Source organism: Acinetobacter sp. ANC 4470 (assembly GCF_002135335.1).
Lineage (GTDB): Bacteria > Pseudomonadota > Gammaproteobacteria > Pseudomonadales > Moraxellaceae > Acinetobacter.
The window spans coordinates 116729-129322 of the sequence record NZ_NEGC01000001.1 but is presented as its reverse complement, the minus strand read 5'-3'; the positions used below and the strand labels follow the sequence as shown (position 1 = coordinate 129322).

The following is a 12594-nucleotide window of genomic DNA, read 5'->3' as shown; positions in this document are numbered from 1 at the left end:
ATTTACATTTACACACAGTATAATAGCCTCAAAGTAAAGTGGTTAAATCTTCTATTCTGATAAAGAATTCAATATTTTATCTTTGTTTTTTAAAGTTGGTATGAGAATTGCTTAATAGATACCAACTACTAACATGCACTTAGCAGGTGCAACAAAAAATCATCGGAGCAAAATGAGCATGGCGAACAAGGTCCTTCAACTCATCCAAGAAAGTGGCGCAAAATGGGTCGATTTTCGCTTTACTGATACTAAGGGTAAAGAACAACACGTAACTTACCCAGCAGATACAATTGACGAAGATACATTTGAAGACGGTAAAATGTTTGATGGTTCTTCAATTACAGGTTGGAAAGGCATCGAAGCATCGGACATGATTTTACGTCCAGATGCTGCAACATGTTTTCTTGACCCGTTCTTTGCTGAAGCTACAGTTGTTGTAACTTGTGATGTAATCGAGCCATCTACTGGTCAAGGTTATGAACGTGATCCACGCTCAATCGCTCGCCGTGCAGAAGAATACTTAAAATCAACAGGCATTGGTGATACTGCATTCTTTGGCCCAGAACCAGAATTCTTCGTTTTTGACGAAGTGAAATGGGAAATCGATATGTCTGGCGCGCGCCATACATTAATCGCAGAAGAAGCAGCTTGGTCAACAAACAAAGATTATGAAGGCGGTAACTCTGGTCATCGTCCACGTGTTAAAGGCGGTTACTTCCCAGTTCCACCAGTGGATTCTTCACATGATATGCGTGCAGAAATGTGTGCAAAAATCGAAGACATCATGGGCCCTGGTCGTGTAGAAGTACATCACCATGAAGTTGCATCTTGCCAACTAGAAATTGGTGTGAGCTTTAATACGCTAGTTCGTAAAGCGGATGAAGTACAGCAGTTTAAATATGCTGTTTGGAACGTTGCGCACCAGTATGCAAAAACTGCGACTTTTATGCCTAAACCAATGGTTGGTGATAATGGTTCAGGTATGCATGTTCATATGTCTATCTCTAAAGATGGCAAGAACTTGTTTGCTGGTGATGAATATGCTGGTTTGTCAGAAATGGCGTTGTACTTCATTGGTGGTGTGATTAAACATGCTCGCTCATTGAATGCAATTACGAATCCATCTACAAATTCGTACAAGCGTTTAGTGCCACATTACGAAGCACCAATTATGCTTGCATATTCGGCTCGTAATCGTTCAGCATCTATTCGTATTCCTTACGTTTCTAGCCCTAAAGGTAAGCGTATTGAAGCACGTTTCCCAGATCCAATGATGAACCCGTACTTAGGTTTCGCGGCATTGTTGATGGCTGGTCTTGATGGTATTCAAAACAAGATCCATCCAGGTGAAGCTGCTGACAAAAACTTGTATGATCTTCCTCCTGAAGAAGAAGCGAAAATCCCTACAGTTGCACACAGCTTAGATATGGCGCTTGAAGCTCTTGAAGCTGACCATGACTACCTATTAAAAGGTGGCGTATTCACTAAAGATATGCTTGATGCGTATATCGAAGTTAAAACTGAAGAAGTTCGTCGTTTGAACACGACAACTCACCCAGTTGAATTTGATATGTACTACAGCTTGTAATTCGTACACGAATTTAAGCAAAAAGAAACCCGCTCATGTAGCGGGTTTTTTTGTATCATTGCTTTTGAATTAGATAATTTCATGAAAACATATGGCACAACGTAAAAAAGAAACGAGCTTTTATCCTTGGGTTGATGTTAAAGACCATAGTAAAGGCTTTAAAATGAATTTTTCTACAGTCATTTACTTGGAGCTTGGGCGTACATCTGAAGGGTATAAGCAGGCTGAATTCATTGGTTTAAAAAATCCAGCACTGGCTTTGGATTATGCTTATCCTGAGCATTTTTTTCTAAGTTCTGAGGGTTTGATTTTACATAAAACGGCTAGTGGTAAATTTGAAGTGATTGCAAAAACGGATAAGTGCTGATGCTTTGGTATTTTGTCGCTCTGGGTAAGTGCAACAGGGTGCATTCAGGTGAAGTGACAAAAGGGTGACTCAATTAAGTTACAGTAAATGATATTTAAAAAATCATATTCAAAGAGTAGTGGGTATATGCGAAATAAGCAGGCATGTAAGGTACAGGATGCGCAATTTTCTCCTGAATTAAAAACATGGTTATATGCATCAGGTTCGTTAACACAACAGCTTACAGATTTAGCGGATGGTGAGTTTAGCGTTAAACCTATTAAAGAACATTTTAAACGTCTCGGTTTTAGCGATGCACAATGGATGAAAATGCCACATTGGCATACATCATGGGTGCGTGAAAGCTATCTGTATGGCTCTGAAGCGGAGCCTTGGGTCAAAGCAAAAAGTATCTTCCCTATTTTAAGTCTACAAGCAAAAGCACGTATATTTCAGCATATTGGTAAAAAACCAATAGGATGGTTTCTATTTCAACGAACCAATCCACAGTGTCAGCGCCGCGTTATTCTGCTTGAAGATGGTTGGACGCGGCAAAGTTGTTATACTTGGCATGGTTGTAAATTTATTGTTCAAGAAACTTTTTTGCCTACATTTGAGCAATTTATTCAGCAAAATATTAAACAGTAACTGGGTTAAGGATAGTCATGGACACTGCGCAACAAACTACATGGCGTGAGCGTTTAGTAGCATATTATTATTTATGTCGTTTTGATAAGCCGATTGGAACAGAGTTGGTTTTTTGGCCAACCATGTGGGCGTTATGGATTGCAGCTGAAGGGGTTCCAAGTCCTACAATACTGATTATGATGGTACTCGGTACCATCCTTATGCGTGCTGCTGGTTGCGCTATCAATGATTTTGCTGATCGTAAAGTAGATGGGCAAGTAGAAAGAACGAAAAATCGTCCATTGGCGACAGGGGTGATTTCTGCTAAAGAGGCTGTCTGGGTATTTATTGCATTAATTGCTGCAAGTGCCTGTACGTTGCTTTTTCTCCCCATTGCAACATTTTATTGTGCTTTGGGTGGTTTGCTACTTGCATTCATTTATCCATTTATGAAGCGTTATACGCATTTACCACAAGTCGTATTGGGTATGGCATTTTCTTGGGGAATTCCGATGTCATTTACGGCTATGGGTAAACCGCTAGATTGGACGTGTTGGCTACTGTACTTCGGTAATTTAGCATGGACAGTGGCTTATGACACTCAATATGCAATTACTGACCGTGAATATGATTTAAAAATTGGAGTGAAATCAACAGCAATACTCTTTGGTAAATATGACATTGAAATTATTGCAATGTTACAAGCGATGAGTGTGGTATTGATTGGCTGTGCATTGTATTTAGAAAACTTATTATTCCCTTATGGCTTACTTGCCTTATTTTTGGTTGTTGCAGATTTTATTTACCAATGGACGAAGACTCGTGATCGTGATCCGCAACATTGTTTTTGGGCATTCCGCCATAACCGTTGGATCGGTGTGATTATTTTTGTTGGAATTTTAATTTCCTTGTTTTAGTTTTGCTTGAGAGCTGTATATGGTTGAGTGCTTGGAGCCTATCAAGCTTTAAAACAGATGTGGTTAAGCGTAAATTTCCTTGTACAAACCAAACTGGATAAAACTGTACACATAGGTAGAGTTTAAATTATTTGATAAAGATACGCATAGCTCTATAGTCTCGGAACATATTCCTGAGTTGGCGAATACCGTTGATATGCTAATGAAACAGTAAAACTTATAGGGAGCTTCGGCTCCTTTTTTAATCAATATCTTTCTGTAGTTGTCGAACTGAAGGAATTTCGGTATAGCGTAATACGCGATAACCAGCTTCATGAAGCATATGATCGCGAAATTTATCTTCTTCGACTTTGTATAAATGAGTTGGGTCATCAAGTTCAATAATCACTAAAACTTGTAAGGATTCATTGAGTAAAACGAAATCGGTTACTTTACGATTAAACTGATTACGGATTTTAAGGTTATGACTGGTAATTAAGGCACTAAAAGCAACTTGTGCCAAGACATGGTATTGGGGGAAGGCTTCTTTCAAACGAACGTACATTCTGCATTCATATGCAGTAATGACGCGTTTAGAATAAAACTTCTTTTTGGTTTTTAGATATTGCTGAGCACACAGTATAATGAGTACAAGGCTAGCAATAATACCAATAATGAGAAAAGTAAATGAGCTGGAATCAAACACAATATAAATCTATAGATAAGAAAAAACCCACTCAAGCAGAGTGGGTTTTTAGAATTTGGCTCTCCAACCTGGGCTCGAACCAGGGACCTGCGGATTAACAGTCCGTCGCTCTACCAACTGAGCTATTAGAGAATCTGAAACGGATTCTATTGACCTAAAAGACTTTGGTCAAGTCTGTTTTGATAAAAAAAGCTAAATGTTGATTTAACTGCCTTTTTTATCATCATTCTGGTGAAATTTGGTGCTTTTGATGGTCATATTTTGATGAGTTGGAGGCGTGAATATTGTTTTACTGAATAGATGATAAATAAGGATATAAAAAAGCCCACTTCATAATGAATGGGCTTTTTAGAATCTGGCTCTTCCACCTGGGCTCGAACCAGGGACCTGCGGATTAACAGTCCGTCGCTCTACCAACTGAGCTATGGAAGAATAGATGGCTCTCCAACCTGGGCTCGAACCAGGGACCTGCGGATTAACAGTCCGTCGCTCTACCAACTGAGCTATTAGAGAATCTGATGCGCATTTTAGGGATGAAAGTCCGACTCGTCAACACGTAAAGATAAAGAAATGAATCATTTGCCTTATAATTATGCAAAAATGCACTAAAAATAAAAAAATCGCCCATAAAGGACGATTTTTTAGACTAAAAATAAGAATCTATAAAAAACTTATTTTTCAACGCCAGCAGCTTGACCTGCATATTTCGCGTTTGCATAGTCCCAGTTTACTAGGCTTTCAAGGAAAGTTTTGATATAAACAGGACGTGCGTTACGGAAATCGATGTAGTAAGCATGTTCCCAAACGTCAATTGTAAGTACTGCAACTTGACCGTGAGCAAGTGGAGTATCTGCATTTGATGTTTTAAGAAGAGATAAGTTACCGTTTACTTTGTCAGCAACTAACCAAGCCCAACCTGAACCGAATTGAGTTGTTGCAGCAGCAGCAAATTCTTCAGCAAATTTTTCAAAAGAACCAAAAGCTTCATCAATTTTAGCAGCTAAAGCACCAGTCGCTTTACCACCACCATTTTTAGCCATACAGTTCCAGTAGAATGTATGGTTCCAAACTTGAGCCGAGTTATTGAATACACCCGCTTTAGTTGCATCACCAGCAGTCGCTGTAATGATTTCTTCTAAAGTTTTACCTTCAAGGTCAGTACCTTTGATCAGGTTATTCAAATTCACAACGTAAGTGTTGTGATGTTTGTCGTGATGGTATTCTAAAGTTTCTTTGCTAATGTGCGGAGCAAGATCTTCATATCCGTATGGAAGTGCTGGTAAAGTGATAGTTGTCATGATTTTCAATTCCTTGCATTTTGCTGGGTTTTGACATTAAGTGGCTTTATTGTAATAGATTCTTAAGGAAAATTGCGCATTGCTTATAAATAACAATACAGAATAAAGCCTGAATTTATATGTATAAAGAAAAATGCCAACCACAGGCGATTTTAAAATTAAATCGGATTGTTTAATTCGAAATAACTATACTCAATATTGAACTGTTCTGAAATAGCTTTAGCAAGACGCTGAACGCCATAACGCTCAGTTGCATGATGACCGCAAGCATAATAATTCACGTTTAATTCACGTGCTTCATAATAAGTACGTTCGCTGACTTCCCCTGAAATATAGGCATCACAGTTGCGCTCCGCAGCTTTGCCAATAAAATCTTGTGCAGCGCCAGTGCAATATGCCACTTTTTGAATGCTGTTTTTTTCAGCAGGTAAGTGGGTGGCGTTAAACCCTAAACGATCAGTACAATACTGTTTAAATGCTTCCGCAGACATCGCTTGGTTCAAGTAACCAATATTGCCAATTGGGTAGCGTTCACTGGAATCTAGAGGTTCGATATCGCGTAAACCTAAAATTTCCGCGAGGGCAGCATTATTACCAAGGCTTGGGTGCGAATCGAGCGGCAGGTGGTAACCTACCAGAGAGATATCATGCTGAATGAGGCTCTTAATGCGTTTACCGCGCATTCCTGTGATTGGATAGGGTTCGCCTTTCCAAAAATAACCATGATGCACTAGGAGTAAGTCAGCACCTTGTTCAATCGCTGCGTCAATTGCATCTTGTGATGCTGTGACTGCACACAAAATTTTATTTACATCTTGTTTGCCTTCAATTTGTAAACCATTTGGTGCATAGTCTTTAAATTCGTGTGATTTCAGGGTTTGGTTGCACCACTGAATAATTTCATTAAGTTTTGCCATAAATTTCTCACAAGTCTAAATATTTAACATCATCAAAACATATTTTAAATTGTAACTAAAGCATGACAAAACTCTTGTACTATTTTATGTTTCTAGATGTATTTCATCTTACAATGACACATAAATTACTTAGTCATCAACGAATTAAAATATATTTAGAGGAAATTAACGTGCGCCGCACATTTTCATGGTTACCTTGGGTTTTACTCATCCTAGTCACTCTTGGCTTTCTTTCATGGCAACAATATCAGAAGCCTAAAGCACCTATTGCAGCTGATGGTATAAAAATGCCAGCAGAGAAAGTAGAGCCTTTGATCAATACGACCAGAACGGGTGGGGTCGATTCTTATAGTGCTGCTGTTAAAGTTGCCGCTCCAGCAGTAGTGAATATTTTTACCACGCAGAAAGTGAACAAAGCTCAACATCCTTTGTTAAATGATCCTGCTTTTCGTGAATTTTTTGGTGATCAAATCCCAGATCAATTCGGTCCGGAGCAAAATGAAAACAGTTTAGGTTCTGGTGTTATTGTGCGTTCTGATGGTTATATTTTGACTAATAATCATGTGATTGCGCAAGCCGATCAAATTGTGGTCGGGTTGAATGATGGTCGTCGTGCAATTGCAAAAATTATTGGTACCGATCCAGATTCTGATCTTGCTGTCATTAAAATTGAATTAGATAAACTGCCTGTTTTACCTTTTAAGTTGAGTGGTAATGAAGTTGGTGATGTGGTTCTTGCGATTGGTAATCCATTTGGTGTAGGACAAACGGTAACGCAAGGGATTATTTCAGCCACCAATCGTTCAGATTTGGGTATTAATACCTATGAAGACTTTATTCAAACAGATGCTGCAATTAACCCAGGAAACTCTGGTGGTGCGTTGATTGATGTTACGGGTAACTTAATTGGTGTAAATACTGCAATTTTCTCTCAATCAGGGGGCTCATTGGGTATTGGCTTCGCAATTCCTGCTAAGGTTTGTCAGCAAGTATTGAATTCAATTTTGAAAGATGGTCGTGTAGTTCGTGGTTGGTTAGGGATCAGTTTGATGCCTGTACAACAAGAGAATTTTCTTGAACCTAAGCAGGCAGGTGTTGTGGTGGCAGATGTACTGCCAAAGGGCCCAGCGGCAAATGCGGGAATTAAAAAAGGCGATAAGATTATTCAGGTGAATAATGAGCCGATTACATCTGCTTCTCATCTGATTAACTATGTGGCTTTGCAGGCTCCAAATAGCAGTATTAAAATTTCTGTTGTTCGAGATGAAAAACCATTAATGCTGGATGTGGTTGTCGCTGAGCGTAAAGAGCAGAATAATAGTTCACAGTATATTCCTTTACCGCAGCGTTAAAAAATCCTGATTTATGTTTAGATAATATGAACAGAAAAAGTGCATTTCGATGCGCTTTTTCTGTTTTTACTTGTTGATTATTTTAAGTCTTGATAAATAAGGTAAGGGTGGGTGCGCAGATAGGATAATTTTATCTGAAGGGAGTTTTCCGATTTTTTGATTGGTGGGGGTTAATCGGGTATATAAAATATTAAGGCAAAAAAAAGCCCACTTTAATGCTGTGGGCTTTTTGGTATTTGGCTCTCCAACCTGGGCTCGAACCAGGGACCTGCGGATTAACAGTCCGTCGCTCTACCGACTGAGCTATTGGAGAATCTGAATGCGATTATAAGGAGATTTTTTAGAGGGTCAAGCTAAAGTTGTCACCTTTCCTTCATTTTTGCACTGTATGCTTTTTATTTAGACAAATAAGTAAAAATAGTTAAAAAAACTTGCACAGCTAAAAATGAGTTGTTAAATTAAATTCATAACAGAGCGTTTGAATGAAAATTCAAACAGTGTGGATTTAAAACCAACTTGCCAGCACTAAAATGGCTAAACAGGAGAAAGCGAATGCATACGCTGACGATTGCCGAAATTTTTTCAAATTTATCTTTTTATCAAGACAACTACCTTTCAATTGTTCAAGATCCTGCACAGTATCGAACTGTGGTGGAAGATGCTTATATTCAAGTGTGGCCAGTGGGCACTGAACAGCTTTATTTGGGTGATTTATTACAACTTTGGTTTAGTGATAAATGGTTGATTAACTCACCATGCCAATTGCTATTGGAAAGTTATTCAAATGGTCGTAAAAAGCCTTTACAACGCGACCATGATTTATATCTTTATCAGTTGAATGGCAGTGCGTTATCAGGACGAAACAACTCGAAAGTCTGGTCTGTGTCTGAGCAGAAAAAGCTTTCAGTATCTTTAGATAGCGTATTTAAATATTTGTGTATTTTTAAAGGCACACATCGTCCGATTATTTCTCAGAATAACCTGATTAAAAATTTCAAAACAGCAATATAAGCAGAAAATTATGCAGTACTGGCAAACCCTTTATTGGTTTGCCAAAATGCTGGGCTTAAAAGTCTTAAAGCATTAAAAATTAAGTTAACGAATAATCATGCAGGTTGCAGTGGCATGTGCATATAACTTGCCATTTTCATCGATAATTTTACCTTCAGAAATACCTAAATTTTTACTGATGTTAATCACTGTGCCAATTGCCAGTAGTTCTTTATCTTGCGGGATAGGGCGGCACATTTTAATATTTAGATCGATGGTGCCGTAACCAACACCAGCTTCTAACATGCTGTGTACAGCGCAGCCTGTGACAGAATCCAGTACTGTTGCTGCAAAACCACCATGTACACCACCCAGTGGGTTTAAATGACGACTATCCGCTTTAGCTTTGAAGCGGATAGTTCCTTCTGAAACTTCATACGGCTGCATAGGGATAGTTTCACTAATACTTGCAGCTGGAATTTTGCCAGCACACATGGCTTGTAAAAGTTGTAGCCCTGTCATTTCTTTGGGGTTCATAGCGATCTTCCTGAATTATTATGGCGTTCTAAAAGGAACGTGTAAGTAACTTAATGGGCTGCTTAATATTCGTCAAGTCAACGTAAGTGATTTATATGCTTGAATGCTAATATTTATTTCAGGATTTTATGCGTGTTCGCTTTTAAATATAAATCTAAGATAAGAATAAAATGAGATTATACCGAGCGCATGGGTTTTTATGATTGAGTTGAATAAGTTTATTTGATTTAAGACATTAAAGATAAAGATTGGAATTTATATTTAAATTTGTATATCTATGAGAATGAATAGAGGCTCGTCGTTGAATATGGATACTCAACAATGTTTTTAAAAATAACCTTGGCTATGATCGCCTTTGCTGCAAATTCAGTGTTGTGTCGTTTGGCTTTGGCTGGACATCAAATAGACCCATTAAGCTTTAGTGTGATTCGTGTTTGTAGTGGTGCTGTGGTCTTGTTGATATTGTGGTTGCTGAGCCAAACGCGACAGGCAATACAATGGAATTTATACAGCGCGCTGGCTTTGGCGACTTATATGATGGCATTTTCATATGCCTATATTCAAGTTGATGCAGGTGTTGGGGCACTTTTACTCTTTGGAACGGTGCAATTGGCAATGGTTCTTTATGCTGTTTTTCATGGTGAGAAACTGAATTTAAAACGTGGTTTGGGTTTAATCATTGCATTAATGGGGATTGTGATTTTGCTTTTACCAGGAGCCAGTGCACCGAGTTTAAGTTATTCCGTCATCATGATGATTTCAGGTTTTGCTTGGGCGGTTTACAGTATTTTAGGTAAGAAGATGCTGGGTCCTTTATCGAGTAGCGTAGGTAATTTTCTGCTGGCTGTTCCTTTGGTGGTGATTGGTTATTGTATTTTATATCAAGGTACAAGTATTACGACTCAAGGTGTTGTTCTAGCCATGCTTTCAGGTGGGGTCACCTCAGCTGGAGCATATGTACTGTGGTATTCGATTGTTAAGCGTATCGATCGTATAGATGCAAGTACTGTGCAACTGAGTGTACCGTGTTTAGCAATTTTAGGTGGAGCATTATTTATTGGTGAAACCATAGGGCTGCGTCTTGTTTTATCAACGATCATTGTGTTGCTGGGTATTTTTTTGGTGATTTATGCAGGAAAAAATAGCGTTAAAGAAAACAAGTAAGTCGCTTTTTTATATTTAGTATTTATTTTTGATTAAAAAAACCCGCGATATTCGCGGGTTTTTTTAATCAAGCTTTATAAAAAGCAGATTATTTTTCAGCAGCAATTGAAGCAATCGCAGCGTCTACGCCTTTGATTGAATCAGCAGCTTTCTTAATACGAGCAAGTGCATCTACAAGTACTTCATCAGCAGTTGCGTAAGAAATGCGCATGAAACCGCCTAAACCGAATGCATCACCAGGAACCACGGCAACACCAGTTTCTTCCAATAACCATTCAGAGAATTCTGTGCAAGATTTTAAACCTTTAGCACGAATTAACGGTTTGATATTAGCGTAAGCATAGAACGCACCATCAGCAGGTAGGCAAGAAATACCGTTGATGTCATTTAAGCCAGCCATAACTAAGTCATGACGGCGTTTGAATGCTTCAATCATTGGTTCAAGAACGTCTTGAGGGCCATTCAATGCAGCTTCAGCAGCAACTTGTGAAATAGACGTTGGGTTTGAAGTTGATTGAGATTGGATTTTTTTCATTGCGCCAATCAATTTAGCAGGACCCGCTGCATAGCCAATACGCCAGCCAGTCATTGCATAGGCTTTAGACACGCCGTTTAATACGATTACGCGGTCATAAAGATCTGGAGCAACAGTTGCGATGTTATAGAATTCATCATCCCAACGAATTGGTTCATACATGTCATCAGATGCAACAAATACTTCTGGATATTTACGCAGTACTTCAGCCAAAGCTTCTAATTCAGCTTTAGTGTAAATCATACCTGTAGGGTTGGATGGGCTGTTAAGCACAACTAAACGTGTTTTGTCAGTGATTGCAGCTTCTAGTTGAGCTGGGGTTATTTTGAAACGTTGTTCTTCACCACATTTCACGACAACTGGAACGCCTTCAGCGATGATCACCATGTCTGGGTAGCTTACCCAGTAAGGTGCTGGGATGATCACTTCATCGCCTTTGTTTAACAAAGCGAGTGCTAAATTAAAGAATGATTGTTTGCCGCCGCAAGAAACCAAAATTTGGTTTGCTGCGTAATCAAGATTGTTGTCGCGTTTAAATTTTGCGATGATCGCTTTTTTAAGACTAGGCGTACCATCAACAGCGGTATATTTGGTAAAACCGTTGTTAATCGCTGCAATTGCTGCATCTTTGATGTGTTGTGGGGTGTCAAAATCTGGTTCACCTGCGCCTAAACCAATTACGTTTTTACCAGCAGCTTTAAGTTCAGCAGCTTTATTGGTAACAGCAAGTGTAGGGGACGGTTTGATGGCATTAACACGATCAGAGAGACGTACGTCCACGGCAGTATTCCTTCTTATGGAGATTAAAATAAAAAAGCACACTATCTTAGCCTAAAAAATCGAAGAAAGGGGAGACTGAGTGTGCTAACAATAGAAAAAGTATGTTGTTTTGTTTAATTAATTGTTTAATAACTATAAAAAATGACTGCTTTGTTTTATTTAAAATAAAAATGTCATTTGTGGCAATAAATCATGTCTAAAATTGATGCTTTAAGCAGATGTTTTTAAGATGTTATAGGCACTGCACTTACATTTAAAATAATGGTGATTGCAATGCCGAGCATCATGAAATAATTTAATAAAAATTAATAAGCGTATTTTAAGTCGGTGTAATCGGTTAGAGATTTTTGTAGATGAGTATTGATAAATTCACGAATATCTTCAGGCGTCATCGCTTGCCCTTGTTTAGTAATGACGTGCTCGATCGGTTGCTGATCTGTAGCAGTAATTTTATAAACGAAATTAGATGCAGTGGTGTAACCAGATTCTTGGTTAATCACGTAGGTTACATAACGATAGCTGTGTTCAAAGTTTAAATCGGTATGTGAAAAGACAAATTGCTCGAATAATTTGAGACTTTGATCTCTTGTTAGCGCTTTTAGTTCATCGACAATCGTTGCGCTGAACTTCATACCATAGCGTTCAGAAATAGGTTTTTGATCAATTAACAATGAAACAGAGTCATCATCATTATGGGTTACTGTGACATTACTAAAATCGGACATGAAAATCTCTGAACTAAAAATAAATGGGGATACGTGTCAGTATGGTGAAAATGATTTAAAAATCAATTGATGTCTGTGTGAATATGAAGTGAAAAACTGTGGGTTAAAACTGAAAAATAAAAAGGCTACTTTG

At 38.4% G+C, this 12594-nt stretch carries 13 protein-coding genes and 4 tRNA genes; 7 read left to right on the top strand and 10 right to left on the bottom strand.

Annotation, left to right across the window (positions count from 1 at the left end):
• Positions 1-172: 172 nt before the first annotated feature.
• The 4 genes from glnA to ubiA all read left to right on the top strand — a co-directional run bounded on the left by glnA (position 173) and on the right by ubiA (position 3478).
• Positions 173-1588 carry a type I glutamate--ammonia ligase gene (gene glnA, locus B9T25_RS00655; RefSeq protein WP_171262689.1) on the top strand — a complete coding sequence of 472 codons (1416 nt, stop codon included), beginning with the start codon at positions 173-175 and terminating at the stop codon, positions 1586-1588.
• Positions 1589-1679: 91 nt separating this feature from the next.
• Positions 1680-1955, top strand: a complete 276-nt coding sequence (locus B9T25_RS00650) for a hypothetical protein (protein ID WP_004651480.1) — start codon at positions 1680-1682, stop codon at positions 1953-1955.
• A 126-nt stretch (positions 1956-2081) separates the two neighbouring features.
• Positions 2082-2582, top strand: a complete 501-nt coding sequence (locus B9T25_RS00645) for a chorismate--pyruvate lyase family protein (RefSeq protein WP_086186582.1) — start codon at positions 2082-2084, stop codon at positions 2580-2582.
• Between the two features lie 17 nt (positions 2583-2599).
• The gene (gene ubiA / locus B9T25_RS00640) at positions 2600-3478 is read left to right on the top strand and encodes a 4-hydroxybenzoate octaprenyltransferase (RefSeq protein ID WP_086186581.1); all 879 of its coding nucleotides are present in this window, start codon (positions 2600-2602) and stop codon (positions 3476-3478) included.
• Between the two features lie 241 nt (positions 3479-3719).
• Here ubiA and B9T25_RS00635 read toward each other — a convergent pair whose 3' ends face one another.
• The 6 genes from B9T25_RS00635 to B9T25_RS00610 form a co-directional block, all read right to left on the bottom strand.
• Entirely contained in the window at positions 3720-4163 is a 444-nt protein-coding gene (locus B9T25_RS00635; RefSeq protein WP_086186580.1) for a DUF2726 domain-containing protein, read from the bottom strand.
• 56 nt (positions 4164-4219) lie between these two features.
• Positions 4220-4295, bottom strand: a tRNA-Asn gene (locus tag B9T25_RS00630).
• Positions 4296-4519: 224 nt separating this feature from the next.
• A tRNA-Asn gene (locus tag B9T25_RS00625) sits at positions 4520-4595 on the bottom strand.
• A 5-nt stretch (positions 4596-4600) separates the two neighbouring features.
• Positions 4601-4676: transfer RNA gene (locus tag B9T25_RS00620), tRNA-Asn, on the bottom strand.
• A 158-nt stretch (positions 4677-4834) separates the two neighbouring features.
• Positions 4835-5461 (bottom strand): superoxide dismutase, encoded by a 627-nt coding sequence (locus B9T25_RS00615; protein ID WP_086186579.1) that lies wholly within the window; start codon positions 5459-5461, stop codon positions 4835-4837.
• Positions 5462-5619: 158 nt separating this feature from the next.
• Positions 5620-6378 (bottom strand): Nif3-like dinuclear metal center hexameric protein, encoded by a 759-nt coding sequence (locus B9T25_RS00610; RefSeq protein WP_086186578.1) that lies wholly within the window; start codon positions 6376-6378, stop codon positions 5620-5622.
• A 170-nt stretch (positions 6379-6548) separates the two neighbouring features.
• On the opposite strand from B9T25_RS00610, the gene B9T25_RS00605 reads away from it, so the two are divergent.
• Positions 6549-7730: a S1C family serine protease gene (locus B9T25_RS00605; RefSeq protein ID WP_086186577.1), complete on the top strand. Its 1182-nt coding sequence runs from the start codon at positions 6549-6551 to the stop codon at positions 7728-7730.
• A 237-nt stretch (positions 7731-7967) separates the two neighbouring features.
• On the opposite strand, the gene B9T25_RS00600 is transcribed toward B9T25_RS00605, so the two are convergent.
• Positions 7968-8043 (bottom strand) — tRNA-Asn (locus B9T25_RS00600).
• Positions 8044-8282: 239 nt separating this feature from the next.
• Here B9T25_RS00600 and B9T25_RS00595 point away from each other — a divergent pair.
• Entirely contained in the window at positions 8283-8741 is a 459-nt protein-coding gene (locus B9T25_RS00595) for a hypothetical protein (RefSeq protein WP_086186576.1), read from the top strand.
• 84 nt (positions 8742-8825) lie between these two features.
• Here the strand turns inward: B9T25_RS00595 and B9T25_RS00590 are convergent, their stop codons facing one another.
• Entirely contained in the window at positions 8826-9257 is a 432-nt protein-coding gene (locus B9T25_RS00590; protein WP_086186575.1) for a PaaI family thioesterase, read from the bottom strand.
• A 321-nt stretch (positions 9258-9578) separates the two neighbouring features.
• On the opposite strand from B9T25_RS00590, the gene B9T25_RS00585 reads away from it, so the two are divergent.
• The gene (locus B9T25_RS00585; RefSeq protein WP_086186574.1) at positions 9579-10421 is read left to right on the top strand and encodes a DMT family transporter; all 843 of its coding nucleotides are present in this window, start codon (positions 9579-9581) and stop codon (positions 10419-10421) included.
• A gap of 88 nt (positions 10422-10509) precedes the next feature.
• Here the strand turns inward: B9T25_RS00585 and B9T25_RS00580 are convergent, their stop codons facing one another.
• Entirely contained in the window at positions 10510-11736 is a 1227-nt protein-coding gene (locus tag B9T25_RS00580) for a pyridoxal phosphate-dependent aminotransferase (RefSeq protein WP_086186573.1), read from the bottom strand.
• Positions 11737-12041: 305 nt separating this feature from the next.
• Entirely contained in the window at positions 12042-12461 is a 420-nt protein-coding gene (locus tag B9T25_RS00575) for a hypothetical protein (protein WP_086186572.1), read from the bottom strand.
• Positions 12462-12594 lie beyond the last annotated feature (133 nt).